The organism is Blautia sp. HCP3S3_B11, assembly GCF_052064435.1.
Taxonomy (GTDB): Bacteria; Bacillota; Clostridia; order Lachnospirales; family Lachnospiraceae; genus Blautia_A.
Window position 1 is genome coordinate 180,425 of the sequence record NZ_JBQHVP010000001.1, and the last position, 19,798, is coordinate 200,222.

A 19,798-nucleotide genomic window follows, 5' to 3' on the forward strand; every position below is an offset into this window, starting at 1 on the left:
CTGCTAATCGTAAAAAAAAAATTTATCGTTAAGGGATCTCGCCCCTAGCAAACTTAATAAAAATACAACCTGTTCCCTGAGATATGTAAATACTCTCTTAACCATCTCCAGGTTTCTACAGATAAGTAACATCCTCCGAACCTCTTGACAGTCCGGTCATTCCGGTACGTGCAAGTTCAAGAATTTCATAATCTCCCATCAGTTCAAGGAATGCTTCCAGTTTCTTATAATTGCCTGTCATCTCCAGAATCATGGAATCCACACTTACGTCTGCAACCTTTGCATGGAAAACATCCGCAATGGAAATAAGACTCTGTCTCTGCTCCGGCTTCGCTGCCACTTTAATCATCAGTAATTCATGGCATACACTGTTATCCGGTTCAAGAATCTTGATTTCTCTTACATCTACAAGCTTGGCAAGCTGATTCGTAATCTGCTCCAGGATCAGTTCATCCCCGCTGCACACAACGGTAATTCTGGAAAAGCGTTCGTCCGCTGTCACACCTCCGGTAATGCTGTCGATGTTGTAGCCTCTGCGGCTGAATAGTCCAGATACTCTGGTTGTTACACCTGCTGTGTTATCTACTAACAGGGATAATACTCTCTTCTGCATGTTCCACCTGCTTCCATCGTGCATCCTTTCAGCACGTTAATATAATAAATAGCTCGTATGGTTATCATTATATCAATAATCATAATTTTGTCAATAAATTTTTCACACAAAAACAAATGTCTTTCTGCGACAGCTTTTGTAGATTTTTTCGTTACCGGGCAAGAAGCGAACAGTAACATTTTTTCTGTCTATATCAGATACTTGTCCCTGAGTTCTTCCACCATCTTTGGTTTCAGATAAAATACCTCCTGGAAAAACTTTTCCATAGAGCCATATTTCAGCGTTATCATTTCAAATACGATTCTGAGATATCCCTCTTTTACTTCATAAAAGGTCTGCAGTTTTCTCTGCATATTTTCATCTGCTTCCGGCCAGGTCTGCAAAAGTCTCTGCATATACAGGAAATCCTTTGCCAGATACCGGTTCGTGCGCAGATAATCTTCATAGATGATCCGGTCCTCAACACCAAGCAGGCTCAGAAGAAATGCCGTTCCGAGTCCGGTGCGGTCTTTTCCTGTCTCACAGTGCCAGAGAACGGCTCCTGTCTCCTGCTGGAAAAGAATATCTATAAACCTGGCATATTGTTTCAACACCAGCTGATCTTCGCACAAATTTCTGTACTGTGTCCGCATATACATTTCTACATCATCCGGCATTTTATCCAGCCAGTCCAGAAGTTCTTCCTTGTTACTGATCTTCTGTATAGCTTCATCTACGACTGGCACATGATAGTACTCCACATCTGCCATAATCGTATCCGGTCTGCACTTACGTTCCACCGAAGAGCGCAGGTCAATAATTATTTTCAGATTATATTCTTCCACCAGTCTGGTCTTGTCTGCGTTGGACAGATGGTATAACTCCCCGCTTCTTAAAAGCCGTCTTGGCAGAATATGTCTGCCATCCGCAGTCGCAATCGCACCAAGATCCCTGGTATTCGAAAGGCTCTGAAGAAGGATTCTTCCTCCCTTTGGAAATCCGGACGCCATATCCGGGTTTAAGATTCTAAGAATCCGGATGCACTCATAGATTTCCTTCTCTGTCATATCAAATTTGTATCTTTTCTTACGTCTGGTAACGATTACAAGATAATTCACACTCAGCTGCCTGTCATCGCCCTCATCTGAGCCCTCTTTTCTCATATAAGCCCATACGATGTCTTTGCATGGAAGGCTGTTTATCATCATGTGTCTGGTAAAAACCAGAAATCCATCTTCAATTCGTATTTTTCCGTACTTCATGTTCCACCACTCCACTATCTACGGTTTTATTGTTTTTTTCATAACAATCTCTTTTTCAGGATAGCATAGAAATCCTGATTTGACAATTCCTGTCAATCGTTTATAATTTAGTTATTCTTCTGAAAGGATGCATAATTATGGAAAATCTTGTTTTCTGTCTTAACGCCACGATTCCCATCTTTCTGACATTGATGCTGGGACTTTTTTTCAGGCGGATCGGGCTTTTTGATGACATTTTTGTCAGCCGGTTAAACAAATTTGTATTTAATGCCGCATTGCCCGCTCTCTTGTTTCTGGACATTGCGAAATCTGATTTCTACAGTGTCTGGAATACAAAGTTCGTATTATTCTGTTTCTTTGTAACCCTGATCAGCATCGGAATCTCCACAGGACTTTCTTATCTGCTGAAGCCGCGCAACATTCAGGGTGAATTTATCCAGGCATCTTACCGAAGCAGTGCAGCGATTCTTGGTATTGCCATTATCCAAAATCTCTACGGAAACGCCGGAATGGCTCCGCTTATGATCATCGGAAGCGTGCCTCTTTACAATATCATGGCCGTCACAACACTTTCTCTCTTCGCTCCCGACGGCGGAAAGCTTGATACGGCAAAACTTATCAAAACTCTAAAAGGAATCGCCACAAATCCTATCATCCTCGGAATTCTGACCGGTATGATATGGTCATTACTGCATCTCCCGATGCCGGCGATTCTCGAAACTTCCGTAAATAATCTCGGAAAAACAGCTACTCCTCTTGGACTGATGGCCATGGGCGGCGCATTGAAATTCGGCAAGGCATTTGCAAGACCAAAACCGCTGATTGCCTGTACTTTCTTAAAGCTGGCAGGATATGAGGCAGTATTTCTTCCGATTGCCGTGATGCTTGGCTTTTCCCATGATATGCTGGTAGCGATCATTATCATGCTGGGTTCTGCCACAACTGTAAGCTGCTATATCATGGCAAAGAACATGAATTACGATGGAGCTTTTACCTCCGGTGTCGTTATGACTACCACTCTGTTCAGTTCGTTTACCATGACAATCTGGCTTTATATATGCAGAAGCCTGGGACTTATTTAATCCCAGGCTTCTTTTTTTATTGCTTTTATATTTTTCAGTACTCTTTTTCATTCGCTGCCTCTATCAGACAATATCCGGAATGATTTTTATCCGGCTCATATAAGTCCCAGATATTCAAGACCATTTCGGATTCCGTAATGGAACATATCCTGCGTGATATAATCTGCCAGTGCTTTTATCTTCTCTGAACCATTTCCCATCGCAACTTTCACAGCTGCGTATTTAAACATCGCCAGATCATTATTGCTGTCTCCGAATATGATCGTATCTTCCCATGGGATATCAAAGAGTTTACAGACTGCGGCAATTCCCACTGCTTTGTTAAATCCTTTTGGAACCAGTTCGATCGTCGTTCCTGCGATTCCGGAATTGCTCTCATGACGGATAATGTCATAATATTCGCCAAGCTCCCCGCATGCAGCTTCTGCATCACAGCCCTTCACCATCTTGGCACTGATCTTATTGATCTTCATACAGTCTTCATTTCCTCTGATTGGTCTCCATTTTGATCCGAGGGACTCTGTGATCAAGTCACAATACCAATTGATATCTGTATTATACTCGTCTTTGTCATAATACATGAAATCTGCGCCTTCCATCACAGGAATCAGACCGTATTTACGAAGAATTTCCACAGACAGTTTCGCAATTTCCGGCGTCATTTCTTTATTAAACAGGCGCTTTCCATCTTTCTCTATGGTTGCTCCGCAAGCACTGATCATTCCTGTAAAGGGAAGTTCTTCCAGATACCAGGATACAAAAGCTCTGCTTCTTCCTGTACAAAGCCAGGCTTCATGGCCGTTTTCTCTTAGCTTTTTCAGTGCTTCTTTTGTGCTGTCAGGAACTCCCTTTTCCATATCACAGAGAGTTCCGTCTGCGTCAAAAAATACTGCTTTTTTCTCTGTACTTCTGCTCATGTGCTGTTCTCCTGTATTTATGCAAACAGTACTGCTACTGCCTTTGCAAGGCTCTCGGTATCCTTTGCACCTGTAGTCTCATATACAGAATGCATGGCAAGCTGGGCAAGGCCGATATCTACTGTTTTCACCGGCACCTGTGTATTGGAAATATTTCCAAGCGTTGAACCACCTGCCATATCGGAACGGTTTACAAATGTCTGATACGGCACTTCTGCTCTGTCACAGATGTCTTTAAAGATTGCGGCAGAAACACCATCTGTACAGTATTTCTGATTTGCATTATATTTGATCACAATTCCGCCATTTAATACCGGGCGGTTTACCGGATCTGTTTTGTCCGTATGATTTGGATGAAGTGCATGAGCATTGTCCGCTGAAACCATAAAGCTGTCTGCAAGAGTCATCAGATATTCCTCCTGCGTTCTGCCAAGTCCCATATTAATCCTCATCAACGTATCCTTCAGGAAAGCAGACGCAGCCCCCTGTTTCGTAGTGCTGCCCACTTCCTCATTATCCAGCACGCAATGCACCGCAATACTTTCCTTGCGCTCTCCACGCAGAAATCCCTCCAGAGATGCAAATGCACACTGAATATCATCCAGTCTCGGCGCAGAGATAAATTCCTCATTCGCACCCCAGACCGTTCCCGGAGTCCTGTCATATAAAAAGAGATCATGACCAAGAATATCCTCTTCTGCCACATCTGCCTCTGCAGCCATAAGCTTCATAAAACTGCCTTTACCATCATAATCACTGTAAAGAGGCAGCATATCTTTCTGTACATTGTATTTATAGCCGTCATTCACCTCACGATTCATATGAATCGCAAGATTCGGAATAACCAGAAGATCCTTATCCACAGCGACAAGTTTCTCCTGAATCTCTCCGTTTTTGCGCACGATCAGACGACCTGCCACGGACAACGGTCTGTCAAACCATGGAGCAAGAAGCATGCCACCGTAGCGCTCTACGTTCAGCTTGATATATGCTTTCTCCACTTCCATCTCAGGATTCTCTTTGATCTTTAATGCCGGAGAATCACTGTGACTCGCCATAATGTGAAATTTCCATGCCGGTTTCTTTGGAATGCTGAAAGCTATGACAGCAGAGTGATTTCTGGTTACAAAATAGTTTCCGCCAGCTTTCAAATCCCAGTGTTTCTCTTCTTTTAATTCCTTAAAACCTTCCTTCTGCAGTCTCTGGCTCATTTCTTCGACTGCCTGAAACGCGGTCGGACTCTTCTGGATAAATTTTAAAAGTTTTTTTGCTGTTTTTTTGTACATGCTATCAGTCCTTGATAATCAGCGCCATAAATACAAGGTCTGTATTTCCTGTATTGGCAAGACCATGACCATGATTGTCTGGTGTGAAAGTGATATCTCCGGCTTTTACCGGGCGGTATTTACCATTGTCATTGTATTCACCCTGTCCCTGGATAATATAGTAAGTTTCACTCTCACCATGATGCTCATGATATCCAAGGGAACATCCCGGCTCAAGAGTCACCTGTGCATAAAGACCGCATTTACCGTTTAACTGCTCTGCGTCAAGGATTTCTTTAATGATTACGTGTCCGTTTCCACCTGCCATATGTTCTTCGCGCCTGATTTTCATTGTGTTGTCCTCCTGTATAACATTTTTATTTAACTTTTTTTCTAATAACAGTTTCTATCATATCACTGTTTCGGTGAAATAGCAAAATAAAGTATTAGAACCAGCCCGGGACGGGATGTTGTTTTTGTGCGCATTTGAAGGTTCATTGTAGTTCTTAGTATTTGGGAAGACGCGTTATTCAGAAATTGCTCACGTGTCTGAGCGAAGCGAGTTTGAGCAATTTCTGAATGGTTTTAGCGGCTTTCCAAATGCTTAGAAATACAATGGTTCTGAAACTAAGCGCAAAAACAACATCCCGTCCCGGGCGTCCCTTACCAAATTATTCTATTTATAAGTTTTTAATTCTCTCAATTGCCTCTAAAGTATTCTCATGTGTTCCAAACGCAGTAAGTCTGAAGAAACCTTCCCCATGAGCACCAAATCCGGAACCCGGAGTTCCTACGATATTAGCTTTTTCAAGAAGATAATCAAAGAACTCCCATGAAGTCATCTTATCCGGTGTTTTCAGCCAGATATATGGAGCATTTACACCACCGGATACAGAAAATCCTGCAGCACCTAATCCTTCATAAATAGCTTTGGCGTTACGCATATAGTAGCCAACCTGTTCTTTAAGCTGCGCTTTTCCTTCCGGAGAATATACAGCTTCACCTGCACGCTGTACGATATATGGAGCACCATTGAATTTAGTTCCATGACGTCTTGCCCAGAGTCCGTGAAGCGCTACACCATCGCGTACCAGATCTTTCGGAACAACTGTAAAGCCAAGACGTACACCTGTAAATCCTGCATTCTTTGAAAAACTGCGAAGTTCGATTGCACAGGTTCTTGCTCCTTCGCATTCATAAATACTATGTGGTACATTTTCTTCAGAAATATATGCTTCATATGCTGCATCATAGATGATGACTGAACCGTTTTTATTTGCATAATCTACCCATTCCTGAAGCTGTGGCTTTGTGATTGCACCACCTGTCGGATTGTTCGGGAAGCAGAGGTAAATAAGGTCCGGAACTTCTGTCGGGAATTCCGGTAAGAAGCCGTTTGCCTCTGTGCATGGCATGTAAATCACATTATCGAAGTTGCCGCGTTCTTTATTGTATTCTCCTGTACGGCCTGCCATAACGTTTGTGTCTACATATACTGGATATACAGGGTCGCATACTGCGATTTTGTTATCTAAGCCAAAGATTTCCTGGATATTTCCGGAATCACTTTTGGCACCGTCAGATACAAAGATTTCATCTGCCTGGATGTCACATCCTCTGTCCTCATAGTCATTTTTTGCGATTGCAGATCTGAGGAATTCATAACCAAGATCCGGTGCATATCCATGGAATGTAGCTGCATTTCCCATTTCATCTACAGATTTATGAAGTGCTTCAATGATTGCCGGAGCCAGAGGCTGGGTGACGTCACCGATTCCAAGTGAGATAACGTTTGCCTGTGGGTTGGCTTCTTTGTATGCTTTTACTTTCTTTGCAATTGTGGAAAACAGATAGCTTCCCGGTAATTTCAGATAATTGTGGTTTACTGTTACCATTTCGATTTCCTCCCTGGCATATTTCACAGTTCTGATATCTTCAAAATAGCGAACTGACTACTGTGCCTTTTATTATACTTGATTTTTTAGTCTTGTAAAGTCCAAAAGTGTTTTTTGATAAGAATCTCCTGTTGCTTTATAACTTTACTTTCTCTTCTCTACTTCCTTGATAAGTGTCTCGCGGACACTTGCAGGGTTTGCTTTACCCTTCATTTCTTTCATGATCTGGCCGACAAAGAAGCCCATGACTTTGTCTTTACCACCGAGAAGTTCTGAAAGCGGTCCCGGGTTTGCCTCAAGGATCTTGTTGATGGTTTCTTCCAGAAGTCCGGTATCCTCTACGATCTTCAAACCATGTTCTTCGATGTAGGATACGGGATCAATATCATCATCAAATACTTTCTCAAATACCTTTTTGGCATTCTGTGGGCTGACTTCTGATTTTTCAACCATTGCAAGAAGATCTGCCAGGTGTTTCGGTAAGAAAGATACCTGCTCCGGATCCATTGCTTTGTCCTTGGTCAGACGAAGTACTTCTCCCATAAACCAGTTTGCTGTTTTCTTGGCATTTCCGTAAATAGCTGCTGTTTCTTCGAAAAGTCCTGCCAGATGACGGGATTCTGTAAGGATTCCTGCGTCATAAGCCGGAAGTCCGTATTCTTCCTGATAGCGGGCCTGTTTTGCTTCGCGAAGCTCTGGCTGCTCTGCCTTGATTTTTTCGATCCATGCATCAGAAATATGAATCGGCGGAAGATCAGGATCAGGGAAATATCTGTAATCCTTGGCATCCTCTTTGGAACGCATCGCATAAGAGTATTCTTTATTATCATCCCAACGGCGGGTTTCCTGTGTGACTTCCTTACCTTCTTCAAGCAGTTCAATCTGGCGCTCTCTTTCACCTTCGATAGCTCTGGCAATCGCTTTGAAAGAGTTCAGGTTCTTCATCTCTGTTCTGGTTCCGAATTCTTCTGCACCTACTTCACGGACAGAAAGGTTAACGTCTGCACGCATGGAACCTTCCTGAAGTTTGCAGTCGGATACGCCCAGATACTGCATCATGCAACGGAGTTTCTCCAGATAGGCGATAACTTCTTCAGAGCTTCTCATATCAGGTTCAGATACAATCTCAATTAACGGTACACCACTTCGGTTGTAGTCTACCAAAGAGCAATCCTCCCATTCATCATGAATCAACTTACCGGCATCTTCCTCCATATGCATTTCATGGATACGGATTTTCTTTTTGCCTGCTGATGTCTCAATCTCTACCCAGCCATCATGGCAAATTGGCAGGTACAGCTGAGAGATCTGATAATTCTGCGGGTTATCCGGGTAGAAATAGTTTTTACGGTCAAATTTGCAGTACTGATTAATCTGGCAGTTAGCTGCAAGCCCTGCTTTCAGGGCAAATTCTACTACTTTCTTATTCAGTACAGGCAGGGAACCCGGCATACCTGTGCAGACCGGGCATGTATGTGTATTCGGTGCTCCTCCGAACTCTGTGGAGCATCCGCAGAAAATTTTCGTTTTTGTGGCGAGTTCTACATGGACCTCAAGTCCAATGACTGTTTCGTACTGTTTCATTATCTGATGCCTCCTTCTCCTGGTACGGCAAAGGAGCCGCGGCTGGTTTCATAAGCGTGTGCTGCACGCAGAATTTTCTTCTCCATGAAGCAGTCCCCGATCATCTGGATACCGATTGGAAGACCTTTTTGGTCTTTTCCGCATGGGACTGTGATTCCCGGAAGACCACAGAGGTTAACTGCTACTGTGTAAATATCTCCAAGGTACATGGCAAGAGGGTCTTTTAAGCTCTCTCCGATTTTCGGTGCCGTAAATGGAGATGCAGGTGCAAGAAGTACATCATATTTACTGAATGCCTCGTTAAATTCTTTTTTGATCAGTGCTTTAGTACGAAGCGCTTTCAGATAATATGCATCATAATAACCGGAGCTTAATACGAAAGAACCAAGCATGATACGACGTTTTACTTCCTCTCCGAAAGCTTCTGTTCTTGTCTTTTTATACATATCGTGGAGACCGTCATATTCTGCTGCACGATAACCATACTTTACACCATCGAAACGTTCCAGGTTGGAACTTGCCTCTGCACTGGCGATAATATAATAGGCAGGAATCATATATTCCATAGTCTTGATGGAAAAGAATTCTACTTCAGCGCCCATCTCTTTAAGAGTATCAAGTACGCCCATAAAGGATGCTTTTACTTCCGGATCAAGTCCTTCTGCAAGATATTCTTCCGGAACACCAAATTTCATACTTTTGACATCTCCTGTCAGTTCTTTGAAGAACTGCAGGTCTTCTCTTTTCATGGATGTGCTGTCTTTTTCATCATGTCCTGCAATAATTTCCAGAAGGGCTGCACAGTCAGCTACATCTTTGCCAACCGGGCCGATCTGATCCAGAGAGGATGCGTAAGCTATCAAACCATAACGGGATACCGTTCCATATGTTGGCTTGATTCCGGTCACGCCACAGTAAGAACTTGGCTGGCGGATAGAACCACCGGTATCAGAGCCGAGTGCCAGGTAAGTTTCTCCTGCTGCCACTGCTGCACAGGAACCACCGGAAGATCCGCCCGGTACGTGTTCTAAATTCCATGGGTTTCTGGTAATGCCATAAGCAGAAGTTTCTGTGGTACTTCCCATGGCAAATTCATCCATATTTGTTTTTCCGATAATGACCAGACCTGCTTTTTCTAGACGGTCGATTACTTCTGCATTATACTGTGGTACAAAGTTCTCGAGAATCTTTGATGCGCAGGTGGTTTTCTTTCCATTGATACAGATGTTATCTTTGATTGCGATCGGTACACCGGCGAGAGGGCTGGTATATGTGCCGTCCTCTATGCCTTTCTGTACTTCTTCTGCACGTTTATATGCTTCTTCTTTATATGTGTCAAGATAAGCGTGTACTTCAAAGTCCTGTTTTTCAATCTGTGCGAAAACAGTTTTTACTCCATCCAGGACGCTGACCTGACGCTGTTTTATTTTTTCCCCAAGCTGCAGGGCTGTTAATTTTTCCAACTCCATTGTCCTGTCTCCTATCCTATGGTCTTCGGAACCTGATACTGTCCTTCTTTTGCCTTTGGTGCGTTTGCAAGCATTGCTTCTTTGTTATCTCCATTTGTGACAACGTCTTCACGAAATACGTTCTCATCCTCGAAGATATGGGACATCGGTTCTACTCCTGATGTATCCAGTTCATCCAGTTTCTCTACATAATCAAGCATCTTCTGCATCTCTGCCTTGGCTTTTTCCTTTTCTTCTTCTGAGAGGGAAAGTTTGGCGAGGATGCAGACATTTTCCATTGTTTCATCATCTATGATCTTTGCCATGATTTTCTCCTTATTGATACTGCTTTATATCATTCTCAATATCGCTTTTATGCTGTTTTTATTTTGTTTCTGCAAAATATCTCATAAAATTTCTGACTTGACTTTTCTGTTAATTACGGCTCCAGACGATTCATATCTCTTGGGAAGAGACATGTTTCACGAACGTTCTCTTCTCCGAGAAGCTGCATAGCCAGACGTTCCAGACCGATTCCAAGTCCGCCGTGTGGCGGCATACCATGTTTGAAAGTATCCAGATACTGTTCCATGCCTTCCTGAGTCATTCCTCTGTTCTCGATTTTCTTTACCAGCATGTTGTAATCGTGGATACGCTGGCCACCTGTTGTGATCTCAAGACCTTTAAATAACAGGTCAAAGCTTAATGTAAATCTTGCATCTTTCGGATCATCCATCGCATAGAACGGACGTTTCTTTGACGGATAGTGAGTTACAAAGACAAAATCAGAACCATATTCCTCTTTGAAATACTGTCCGATCAGTGCCTCTTCTTCAGGCTCTAAGTCAAATGGGTTTCTGATCTTACGGTTATATTTTTCAGATACCAGTTCTTTTGCCACATCAAAACGAACCGCCGGAATCCTGGATACATCCGGAATATCGATTTTTAAAATCTGTATTTCTTTGGCATATTCTGTTTTCAGGAGGTTCATGGCATACTGTAAAAAACCTGTTTCCATAGCCATAATTTCTTCGAAACTGTCAATATATCCCATCTCAAAGTCAAGACTGGTATACTCATTTAAGTGACGTTTGGTATTATGTTTCTCTGCTCGAAATACCGGACCTGTCTCAAATACTCTGTCAAATACACCAACCATCATCTGTTTGTAAAACTGTGGGCTCTGTGCAAGTACTGCTGGTTTGTGGAAGTAACTGAATTTGAAAAGGTTTGCTCCGCCTTCTGCTCCTCTGGCTCCGATCTTCGGTGTATGGATTTCTGTAAATCCCTGACCATAAAGATAATCGCGGAATGCTTTTGTCAGCGCCTCCTGAATCTTAAATTTAGAACGTTCCTGAATGTTTCTCAAAGAAATCGGTCTATAGTTTAATTTTGCTTCCAGAGAAGTGTTCAGTTTCCATTTATCGATTGCCATTGGAAGTGGCTCAGCCGGTGTTGATAACACGTCAATATGACGGATACGAAGTTCTCTGCCATGCGGCGCTCTTTCTTCTTCGCGAAGGATTCCTTTCACTCTGACGGTCATTGCTTCCTTCAATTCATGAATGGAAACATTTGCCTGTTCATTTTCATAGACTGTCTGGAATAAGCCTTCCCTTCTTCTAAGAATGATAAATGCCACATCACCCATATTACGGATGCTGTGAATTGCGCCTTCGATTACGGCTTCCTGGTTCAGGAGATTATTACCTACGAGTTCCTCCCAGGTACTGATTTCTTTTTTCCATGTTCCATCCATAAATTCCATTTCCTCATCCTCCATTTCTTCTTTGCTGTAAACCTTTGTAAATATCCCTACGAATTGCTCCGCTATGCTCCCGAAATTCTACAAGCATGAACGACTTTCTGACCTTTAAACTCTGGGATATCAAAAAAGCGTAATCAGAAAATCCGGGGGGACCTCTCCCCTGGACTCTCTGATTACGCCTTTGTAATCATTCTTCCAAATTCATCTTATTTACTTCTATATAATATCAATATCTGATAAAAATCAATTACTATGTATCGCATTATAATACATAGTAATCTTTTTTTGCAATATGTTTTTATAAATTTTTTATAATTTTCTTCCATCATTTTAATATGGCTCTCTATTCAAGGAGATATCCACATTCCACATTTACTGTTTTACATGATTCAGTTAAGTCTCATCATACAGCAACATCAGAAGCATCTGTGCCGTTTCTACCATGTTCGTTCCGGAATCCATGCTGCATTTCTGGATATGCCTGTAAGCTTCATCCTCAGTCATGTGATTCTTTTCCATCAAGAGCATTTTCGCATTTACAATGTAATTCTGTTCTCTCTCTGATCTGGGTTTAGGCTTTTTCTTCTCTTTTTTAATCCGGCGTTCCAGCTGGTATAAGATATCATTGACTGTTTCTACCAACACACTTGCTTTCATAGGCATCTGCACCGTTTTTACAGAATCCGGTGCTTCATCTATGATTCGCTGCGAAGCAAGAAGCAGCATTTCAAAGTACTGTGGCAAATCATCAAGTACATCTTTATAATAACTATCTGATAGTTTATATCCACATATCAGTACTCCACTGTCAAGTTCTGAGATATTAGATAATGCGTTAGAAGCAGAACTACAGACAGAGGCTACTGTGAGCCCGTGTCTGCTAAGTATTGCGCGGATTTTCTTTGCGTCTTCAATTTTCGGTAACGCAATCACAATGCTGCTGCTCATAATTCTGCCACTCCTCTTCTCACCCCTGGTTAGATCCGATACAGATATTCCTCAATTTCCCAGGCTGAAATTTCTCTTGTATACCGCAGCCATTCCTTTCGTTTGGATGCTGCATATTCTCTGCAAAATTCCGTTCCCAGAACTTCCTTGATCCAGTCACTTTGCTCAAAGTAATCAATCGCTTCATTTAAATTTCCCGGAAGGTTCTCGATTTTCATCGTTTTCTGATCTTCCTCAGATAATTCTCTGCTTGAAGATTTTGTCGGATAAATCTTCTTATGAATTCCATCCAGACCTGCTGCCAGACACACTGCAAATACCAGATATGGGTTGGCAGCTGCATCCGGACTTCTCAGTTCGATCCTTGTCTCCATTCCTCGGGATCCCGGAATTCTGACAAGAGAATTCTGGTTATTCTTCGTCCATGTCAGTTCTGTCGGTGCCTCATACCCCGGAACCAGACGTTTATAGGAATTTACAATAGGATTGGTGATCAATGCCATCTCCTTGCTGTGAGCAAGAAGTCCGCCTACAAAATAATAAGCTTCTTCACTCAATTCCTGCGGATTTCCCGGATTAACAAAAACATTTCTTCCATCCTTATATAAAGAAAAATGAATGTGCATTCCTGAGCCGTTCACTTCTGCTCTTGGCTTTGGCATAAATGTAGCATGAAGTCCATGTCGTTTGGCAATGGTACGCACTGTCATCTTAAATGACATGATACGGTCAGCCATGGTACGGACTTCTCCATATTTGAAATCTACCTCGTGCTGTGCAGGAGCAGTCTCATGGTGGGAAGATTCCACTTCGATTCCCATATCTTCCAGATTTAATACAATATCACGTCTGGCATTTTCACCCAGATCTACAGGGCTGATATCCAGATATCCTGCTTTCTCATGTGTCACGGTAGTCGGAACTCCATTATCATCTGTGTGAAAAAGGAAAAATTCACATTCCGGATCGACCAGACAGGTATATCCTTCTTTCTTTGCCTCGCGGGCTGTCTTTTTCAGGATATATCTTGGACTTCTCTCATGTGGCGTTCCGTCCGGACAATAGATGTCGCATAACATTCTCGCAACTTTTCCCTGCTGTGGTCTCCACGGAAGGATTGCAAAGGTATCAAGATCCGGTCGTAAATACATATCCGGTTCAGATTCTCCTGCGATTCCTGCAATAAAAGAACCATCTACGATACATCGATTATCCAATGCACGGGGAAGTTCCCTGGCAGTTATGGCGATGTTTTTCAGTGTTCCGAACATATCTGTGAACTGGAGGCGGATGAACTCTACGTCTTCCTCCTCAGCCATCTGTAATATTTCTTCTCTGGTATAATTCCCCATTTTTATTCACTCCTTGCCAGCATTGTTTGCTATTTTTACTTTCTTAACAAATTAATTATATTCCTATCCTGTGATACAAGAAAGAATCCTGCCCGGAGGGCTTTTTTATATCACAGGGACATTATGGAGTAATTTCCTATGATATAAAAAATGGCGCACTTTCTACAGTTACTTTTCTATAGAAAGAACGCCCTTGTTCATGTAGGCAATTATAACAATCTGCCTGTTTTTTGTCAACTAAATTTTATTTGATATCCAATCCCATCATTTCAGCATTGCTGCTGTTATGATATAGCTGCTATTTTTAGTCACGCTAATTTTTTGCCCCTTAAGGATTTCCATCACAAAACGATAAGATCTTGTGTTTCGATCACTAATCGTCATTTTCATTTTTGTAATCTCAGGACAATTTCGGATTGCTTCAAAAGAAGCACAAAGAGAAGCAATAATTCTTCCGCTTCCAATCTTACTTTGCGCCTCTGATATCTGTTCTACCGATACAGTATTGATTGCCGGACGCGTAATCAAAGTGTATGCTTCAAGCAGCCCGTTCTTTACTAAAACATTACTGATCGCTGAATCAACGTTTTCAACACTGTTTTTGAAAAAGCCTTCGGGATTTAAGGAGTTTGAAAAGTGATTTGAGGAAGATTTTAACAGCTGTTCTCTTATGTCACTGTCCATTTTGCAAAAAGAAATACATTTTGAACCATCTCTTAGCAAAAACTCCTTCATACGCTGAAGCTGTAATTCATCCATATGTTTCCAAAGGCTTTCCCCCACTGGTACCGCATAGACACAGCTTGTGTCATTCATGATAAAACCAAGCTTATCAAGACAGGAGGCATAGTTCTTTCTCCGCTTCTCTTTATCAGTATAAATATAGTTAAGAACCCATCCTTCATTTTCCTTATTCAAAACCGCATATGCCACAGGCATATCATTATCACTAAGAAGAAATGCCATGCCTGATTCAGAATCTGCCATTTTCATATAGTGATCTGCAAGTGGGCTATGCCATTCATTGGGAAGTATCATCATATATTGTAACAAATACAATCTGTCAACTCGCAGCATTTCTCCATTCTCCTTTTCCAAAGCAGCGTTAATTTCCATTATTGTCATTTCCATAATTATCAATAAAGGCGATCACGTCGCCCACAGTCATAAACCGCTCCGAAAGATTAAGTTGAATCTTAAATTCATCCTCCAGCGCGATTGCAATCATTACCATATGAAGAGAATCCACTCCAAGATCGTTTGTAATCGATGTTTCCAATGTAATATTCGATACATCTGTCTGTGGCATTATCTTTACAAATATTTTTTTAAGTCTTTCGAACGTTGACACAGCTTTCACCTCTCACTTTTTATTCCTGTTTATTGCTCTCGAAGGATCTTCATCGCTCTTGAGCGCTTGAAATCTTCTGTTCTGACTACCAGTTTCGATATTCTCTTGTAGGTCGGCAGTTGTGTATTGATCTCATCAACAACACTTTGAAGCCTGATTTCAATTTCATCTGCCGTACAATCTGCAAATGCAGACATAAAAGGCAGGATTTCAATGCCAATGACCAGATTTTCATTTATCGTCATCTGGCTCACAAGACAATCTTTTACCAAAGCATTTTGATAAAATATGCTTTCAAGCTCCTCCGGAGAAACATTTTCTCCATTTGGCAAGAGGATCATATTTTTAACTCTGCCTGTAATTACAAGAAATTTTTCCTGCTTATATTCTCTAAACTCTGCCAGATCTCCTGTATGGAACCAGCCATCTGAAAAAGCCTTCTTTGTCGCTTCGGGATCATTATAATAGCCAAGCATTACATTATCCCCTTTTATATAGAGTTCTCCGTCAACAATCTTTACTTCCTGTCCCGGATAAACCGGACCTACTGATTCCGGAAATTCGTCGGCATCCACATTTCCTGATGTGAGATTGGCACACTCAGTCAGACCGTATCCCGGGCATACCTTGATGCCAAATGCGGCACATTGAATATGTTTTTTACTGTTGATCGCTTTTGCCGCCATAAGCGTTGCTTTAATAGTTCCCCCTATGCTGGTAATGCCAAGCATGCCTGACATATCCGAAAGACTTTCAGCCGACTGAAACTGCGGTACCCATTTTAATATTTTTTCAAGAAAGTCAATGATAACCTGTTCTGCACGTACGTCACCCGATGCCATATAATATTCAGAGCAAAGGCTGCAATGCCGCCTTCTCCCATTCCATATTCTACGGAAAGATATCCAAAGGAATCGTCATCACATCTATGATCAAGCCATCCAGCTTTGCCGCTGGGACCGATCAGCCTCTGTCCCCATATTTTATCAAAGACTGCGGCTGCCTCCTCACGAAAGGATAAAACTGGTTTTACATGAACTATTTGTTCAAAGGATGAAGTATCTTTTAAAACCTCATCCTTTAAGACATGAGCACAACGCAGAGACTGATGAATGATTCCTAACTCAAATTCGCATTCTGCATCTGTCATATGGTCAATCCTATATCGAACATTGTCTAAAATTGAGTGTGGAAAATAATCCGGCATAATACATTTTTCACCGGAATACAAATTTCTACTCTTCGCAAAACAATGGAAAATCGGAATATCTCCACAAAGCAATGCAGTCAGTTCCTCATCTGCAATCTCCTGTCCCAAACAGCTAAGCGCTTTCCTAAGCACTGTCACTCGTTCCTTGCGACAGTTTTTTGAAGATAGAAGCTTCACCGAATTAATCCCTGAAGCATTCTTGCATAATCATTTGTACTTCTTAGAAGACAGTTCACGTTCCTCACTTCTTTTTGGCAAAATACAGCTGTAAAACAGAGAATATTGAAGATCTCTTTGAAATAAATCTGTATTTTCCTTATTGAAAAAAATTGGAATTCCAAGAAAGGTCTCCAGATCAATAATCGCTGGAAATTCTCCTTTTGTCAAAATGTTTTCACAATGAAAATCACTGCTTTCAAACGCCTGAAAGATTGCACAGACTCCACCGAAACGGTAAAAGAATCTTTCTGCAGCGGCCTTTGTCTTTGCTGGTTCATCCACAATGAATTCAGCATAGCCATAGGAACCGAAGTCCAAAGCCTTTGGCAGGATAAGGACATCTGAAAACAAATCTGATACAAGCTGGAAAAGCAATGTATCTGCTTGCAGATTTCTCGGTTTGTAAAGAAATTTACCATGCTCTGTGATAATGATACAGGTAAATCTTCCATTCTGATGCCAGTCTGCACAACTGCTGTCAAATTTGATGATTTTTCCAAAATCACTTCCTCCAAAGAAAGTCTCCTGGATTTCCTGACGGTTTTTCTGTATCCGAATGAGCATTTCCTGCAGCGCATCTCCAAACTGCTTCGTACAAGTTTCCAATTGCTCACTTAATAGTGGTGATACATCAAATAACAGCTGCGAATTCCCCTCAAGCTTTTCGAGCAGGGAGCTTGCAGCCGTTTCCTTTATCTCTTGTGTTGCAAGTGCTGTATTCCATCCAAGCATCGGATTTATTTGTATCAATTCCTGTGTGTAAAGATACTCCAATGTGTTGGCAGCAATCTCATTGTATTCCCTGAATAAAAGAAGACCCGCACAGAATTTCGCAGAATCCGAAAGAAGTTTTTGTTCGATTTTTTCATCATCCCAAAAACGTTCCTCCCATTTATGGACAAAATGGATCAAAACCGAATAGTGCTTCTTTTCTATGCGGCAGTTTTCTTTTGTTAAATAATGTTTGGTTTTCACATTTTTACCATTTCTGACAAGTGGCTCCAAATGTAATTACAGAGCACAGTACATAGTCTACATCCTTACCGCCTGCAATCTGCTCGAGCTCATCATCAGAAAGCTCACCTGAAGCGGTACTTTTCTCAGTCAGAAATGTCTTAATCTCATCAAGTGTTGCCTTGCAGCCGTGTTTTTCGGCAAAGCCTTCCACTTCCTCTGGTTTCAGTGTAAGAAATTCCTTCTTCATTTCCTCACTTGCCATAACCTCATTGTAAAGTTCTTCAATTGTTTTCATTGTATATCCTCCTGATTTTTAATTATCTAATCGTTGTCTTTCGCAATTTGATGGTTTTTATTGACAAATTATAGCATAAAAAACCTGCATTTCGTTTCTAGGGTACGAAATGCAGGTATGGGGTACGAATTTTTTTGCCAGATAGCTATATCTTTTTACGCTTTACAGATAAGAATATCCCATCAGTGATTCATCCACCGCTTTCGCAGCCTCTCTGCCCTCGCGGATTGCCCATACAACCAGTGACTGGCCTCTGTGCATGTCGCCGGCTGTAAAGACTCTGTCTACGGATGTCTGATACTGTTCCGGTTTGGTATCTACGTTTGTTCTGCCGTTGATGGCTACTTTGAATGCGTCTGTTACGTATTTCTCACTGCCGAGGAATCCGGCTGCGATGAGAACTACATCTACAGGGATGACTTCTTCAGTACCTTCTACCGGTACCATCATCATTCGTCCTGTCTTTGCATCTTTTTCACTCTTTAATTTCGTGAGTTTGGCCTGGCAGACATTTCCGTTTTTATCTTTGATAAATTCTGTAACAGTAGTCTGGTATACTCGCGGATCATGTCCGAATACAGCAATCGCTTCTTCCTGACCATAGTCTGTCTTTAAGACTCTCGGCCACTGTGGCCATGGATTGGAAGGTGTACGTTCTACCGGTGGTTTCGGCATCATTTCCAGCTGGATAACGGATTTTGCTCCCAGACGGATGGATGTTCCTACACAGTCATTTCCTGTATCACCGCCACCGATGACCAGAACGTTTTTACCTTTTGCAAGTTCATATGGAACCTTGGCAAAATTGGAGTCCAGAAGTGCCTTTGTAACCTGTCCGAGGAAGTCTACTGCGAAATAGATTCCTTTTGCATCACGTCCCGGTACTTTGATATCTCTTGGATTGGATGCTCCGCAGGCAAGGATGACGCGGTCGAACTGTTTCAGAAGTTCTTCTGCTTTGATGTCCTTTCCTACGTTTACATTTGTAATGAATTTAACTCCCTCTTCTTCCATAAGATGGATTCTTCTGTCAACAACAGCTTTGTCCAGCTTCATGTTAGGGATACCGTAGCGGAGAAGTCCGCCTACACGGTCTTTTCTTTCAAATACAGTTACGCTGTGGCCCCGTCTGTTTAACTGCTGGGCTGCTGCCAGTCCGGAGGGACCGCTTCCGATGACTGCAATAGATTTGCCTGTGCGTACTTCCGGGATCTGCGGGGTTACCCATCCGTTCTCATAGGCTGTCTCAATAATCGCACGTTCGTTTTCTTTGGTGGATACCGGTTCTCCGTTTATATTACAGGTGCAGGCTGCTTCGCAGAGAGCAGGGCAGACACGTGATGTAAATTCCGGAAAGCTGTGTGTCTTGCTCAGTCTTAAAAATGCCTGTTTCCAGTTGCCTGTATAAACCAGATCATTTGTCTCAGGTACCAGGTTATGCAGCGGACAGCCGGATGCCATTCCGCCTAACATCATACCTGACTGACAGAACGGGACGCCGCATGCCATGCAGCGTGCGCCCTGAAGTTTCTGTTTTTCTTTATTTAATGGAGTCCTGAACTCTTTAAAGTTTGCAATGCGGACCTTTGGCGGCAGAACCTTTGCCGTCTCTCTCTCATATTCTAAAAATCCCGTAGGTTTTCCCATGAT

Annotated in this window: 20 protein-coding genes; 1 reads left to right on the forward strand and 19 read right to left on the reverse strand. The window is 42.1% G+C overall.

Features of this window, described 5'->3' with window-relative positions; genetic code table 11:
- Positions 1-115 precede the first annotated feature (115 nt).
- Together ilvN and ACTNC0_RS00845 are read right to left on the reverse strand one after the other, a co-directional pair.
- A complete protein-coding gene (gene ilvN / locus ACTNC0_RS00840; protein WP_117674683.1) occupies positions 116-613 on the reverse strand; it encodes an acetolactate synthase small subunit in 498 nt (165 codons plus the stop codon).
- A gap of 188 nt (positions 614-801) precedes the next feature.
- Positions 802-1,854, reverse strand: coding sequence for a tyrosine-protein phosphatase (locus ACTNC0_RS00845; RefSeq protein ID WP_441085946.1), 1,053 nt, complete (start codon positions 1,852-1,854; stop codon positions 802-804).
- 137 nt (positions 1,855-1,991) lie between these two features.
- Here ACTNC0_RS00845 and ACTNC0_RS00850 point away from each other — a divergent pair, with 137 nt between their 5' ends.
- Positions 1,992-2,936, forward strand: a complete 945-nt coding sequence (locus ACTNC0_RS00850; RefSeq protein WP_441085948.1) for an AEC family transporter — start codon at positions 1,992-1,994, stop codon at positions 2,934-2,936.
- Between the two features lie 95 nt (positions 2,937-3,031).
- Here the strand turns inward: ACTNC0_RS00850 and ACTNC0_RS00855 are convergent, their stop codons facing one another.
- From ACTNC0_RS00855 to ACTNC0_RS00935, 17 genes are all read right to left on the reverse strand, one after another.
- Positions 3,032-3,853: a Cof-type HAD-IIB family hydrolase gene (locus ACTNC0_RS00855; RefSeq protein WP_441085949.1), complete on the reverse strand. Its 822-nt coding sequence runs from the start codon at positions 3,851-3,853 to the stop codon at positions 3,032-3,034.
- 17 nt (positions 3,854-3,870) lie between these two features.
- Entirely contained in the window at positions 3,871-5,139 is a 1,269-nt protein-coding gene (locus ACTNC0_RS00860; protein ID WP_441085951.1) for a M18 family aminopeptidase, read from the reverse strand.
- A 4-nt stretch (positions 5,140-5,143) separates the two neighbouring features.
- Positions 5,144-5,470: a cupin domain-containing protein gene (locus ACTNC0_RS00865; RefSeq protein WP_117674679.1), complete on the reverse strand. Its 327-nt coding sequence runs from the start codon at positions 5,468-5,470 to the stop codon at positions 5,144-5,146.
- 328 nt (positions 5,471-5,798) lie between these two features.
- Positions 5,799-7,013 (reverse strand): LL-diaminopimelate aminotransferase, encoded by a 1,215-nt coding sequence (locus ACTNC0_RS00870; RefSeq protein ID WP_441085952.1) that lies wholly within the window; start codon positions 7,011-7,013, stop codon positions 5,799-5,801.
- Positions 7,014-7,157: 144 nt separating this feature from the next.
- Positions 7,158-8,600: an Asp-tRNA(Asn)/Glu-tRNA(Gln) amidotransferase subunit GatB gene (gatB, locus tag ACTNC0_RS00875; RefSeq protein ID WP_441086060.1), complete on the reverse strand. Its 1,443-nt coding sequence runs from the start codon at positions 8,598-8,600 to the stop codon at positions 7,158-7,160.
- Complete coding sequence (gene gatA, locus ACTNC0_RS00880) at positions 8,597-10,066, reverse strand: Asp-tRNA(Asn)/Glu-tRNA(Gln) amidotransferase subunit GatA (protein WP_441085954.1); 1,470 nt, start codon at positions 10,064-10,066, stop codon at positions 8,597-8,599. The genes gatB and gatA overlap by 4 nt, the downstream gene beginning before the upstream one ends.
- Before the next feature lie 11 nt (positions 10,067-10,077).
- Positions 10,078-10,371 (reverse strand): Asp-tRNA(Asn)/Glu-tRNA(Gln) amidotransferase subunit GatC, encoded by a 294-nt coding sequence (gatC, locus tag ACTNC0_RS00885; protein WP_441085955.1) that lies wholly within the window; start codon positions 10,369-10,371, stop codon positions 10,078-10,080.
- A 113-nt stretch (positions 10,372-10,484) separates the two neighbouring features.
- Positions 10,485-11,816: an aspartate--tRNA(Asn) ligase gene (gene aspS / locus ACTNC0_RS00890; protein WP_441085957.1), complete on the reverse strand. Its 1,332-nt coding sequence runs from the start codon at positions 11,814-11,816 to the stop codon at positions 10,485-10,487.
- A gap of 393 nt (positions 11,817-12,209) precedes the next feature.
- A complete protein-coding gene (locus ACTNC0_RS00895; protein WP_441085958.1) occupies positions 12,210-12,764 on the reverse strand; it encodes an ANTAR domain-containing response regulator in 555 nt (184 codons plus the stop codon).
- A 29-nt stretch (positions 12,765-12,793) separates the two neighbouring features.
- Positions 12,794-14,116 (reverse strand): glutamine synthetase family protein, encoded by a 1,323-nt coding sequence (locus ACTNC0_RS00900; protein ID WP_441085959.1) that lies wholly within the window; start codon positions 14,114-14,116, stop codon positions 12,794-12,796.
- A gap of 264 nt (positions 14,117-14,380) precedes the next feature.
- Entirely contained in the window at positions 14,381-15,232 is an 852-nt protein-coding gene (locus tag ACTNC0_RS00905) for a hypothetical protein (protein ID WP_441085961.1), read from the reverse strand.
- Complete coding sequence (locus ACTNC0_RS00910) at positions 15,222-15,467, reverse strand: acyl carrier protein (RefSeq protein WP_441085962.1); 246 nt, start codon at positions 15,465-15,467, stop codon at positions 15,222-15,224. Before ACTNC0_RS00910 ends, ACTNC0_RS00905 begins: the two co-directional genes overlap by 11 nt.
- Positions 15,468-15,496: 29 nt before the next feature.
- Positions 15,497-16,309, reverse strand: coding sequence for an AMP-binding protein (locus ACTNC0_RS00915; RefSeq protein ID WP_441085964.1), 813 nt, complete (start codon positions 16,307-16,309; stop codon positions 15,497-15,499).
- Positions 16,249-16,785, reverse strand: a complete 537-nt coding sequence (locus ACTNC0_RS00920) for a hypothetical protein (RefSeq protein ID WP_441085965.1) — start codon at positions 16,783-16,785, stop codon at positions 16,249-16,251. Before ACTNC0_RS00920 ends, ACTNC0_RS00915 begins: the two co-directional genes overlap by 61 nt.
- A 99-nt stretch (positions 16,786-16,884) precedes the next feature.
- Positions 16,885-17,808: a DUF4135 domain-containing protein gene (locus tag ACTNC0_RS00925; protein WP_441085967.1), complete on the reverse strand. Its 924-nt coding sequence runs from the start codon at positions 17,806-17,808 to the stop codon at positions 16,885-16,887.
- A 67-nt stretch (positions 17,809-17,875) separates the two neighbouring features.
- On the reverse strand, positions 17,876-18,148 hold the full coding sequence (locus ACTNC0_RS00930) for a hypothetical protein (protein ID WP_441085969.1): 273 nt from the start codon (positions 18,146-18,148) through the stop codon (positions 17,876-17,878).
- 162 nt (positions 18,149-18,310) lie between these two features.
- Positions 18,311-19,795 (reverse strand): glutamate synthase subunit beta, encoded by a 1,485-nt coding sequence (locus tag ACTNC0_RS00935; protein WP_441085971.1) that lies wholly within the window; start codon positions 19,793-19,795, stop codon positions 18,311-18,313.
- Positions 19,796-19,798: the final 3 nt, after the last annotated feature.

Bases quoted from the DNA above. Each gene is read 5' to 3' on its own strand.
- ACTNC0_RS00900 (WP_441085959.1), bottom strand. From the start codon at position 14,116: ATGGGGAATTATACCAGAGAAGAAATATTACAGATGGCTGAGGAGGAA.
- ilvN (WP_117674683.1), bottom strand. From the start codon at position 613: ATGCAGAAGAGAGTATTATCCCTGTTAGTAGATAACACAGCAGGTGTA.
- ACTNC0_RS00845 (WP_441085946.1), bottom strand. From the start codon at position 1,854: ATGAAGTACGGAAAAATACGAATTGAAGATGGATTTCTGGTTTTTACC.
- ACTNC0_RS00870 (WP_441085952.1), bottom strand. From the start codon at position 7,013: ATGGTAACAGTAAACCACAATTATCTGAAATTACCGGGAAGCTATCTG.
- aspS (WP_441085957.1), bottom strand. From the start codon at position 11,816: ATGGAATTTATGGATGGAACATGGAAAAAAGAAATCAGTACCTGGGAG.
- ACTNC0_RS00915 (WP_441085964.1), bottom strand. From the start codon at position 16,309: ATGGCATCGGGTGACGTACGTGCAGAACAGGTTATCATTGACTTTCTT.
- gatA (WP_441085954.1), bottom strand. From the start codon at position 10,066: ATGGAGTTGGAAAAATTAACAGCCCTGCAGCTTGGGGAAAAAATAAAA.
- ACTNC0_RS00865 (WP_117674679.1), bottom strand. From the start codon at position 5,470: ATGAAAATCAGGCGCGAAGAACATATGGCAGGTGGAAACGGACACGTA.
- ACTNC0_RS00930 (WP_441085969.1), bottom strand. From the start codon at position 18,148: ATGAAAACAATTGAAGAACTTTACAATGAGGTTATGGCAAGTGAGGAA.
- ACTNC0_RS00860 (WP_441085951.1), bottom strand. From the start codon at position 5,139: ATGTACAAAAAAACAGCAAAAAAACTTTTAAAATTTATCCAGAAGAGT.
- ACTNC0_RS00895 (WP_441085958.1), bottom strand. From the start codon at position 12,764: ATGAGCAGCAGCATTGTGATTGCGTTACCGAAAATTGAAGACGCAAAG.
- gatC (WP_441085955.1), bottom strand. From the start codon at position 10,371: ATGGCAAAGATCATAGATGATGAAACAATGGAAAATGTCTGCATCCTC.
- ACTNC0_RS00935 (WP_441085971.1), bottom strand. From the start codon at position 19,795: ATGGGAAAACCTACGGGATTTTTAGAATATGAGAGAGAGACGGCAAAG.
- ACTNC0_RS00855 (WP_441085949.1), bottom strand. From the start codon at position 3,853: ATGAGCAGAAGTACAGAGAAAAAAGCAGTATTTTTTGACGCAGACGGA.
- ACTNC0_RS00905 (WP_441085961.1), bottom strand. From the start codon at position 15,232: ATGGAAATTAACGCTGCTTTGGAAAAGGAGAATGGAGAAATGCTGCGA.
- ACTNC0_RS00850 (WP_441085948.1), top strand. From the start codon at position 1,992: ATGGAAAATCTTGTTTTCTGTCTTAACGCCACGATTCCCATCTTTCTG.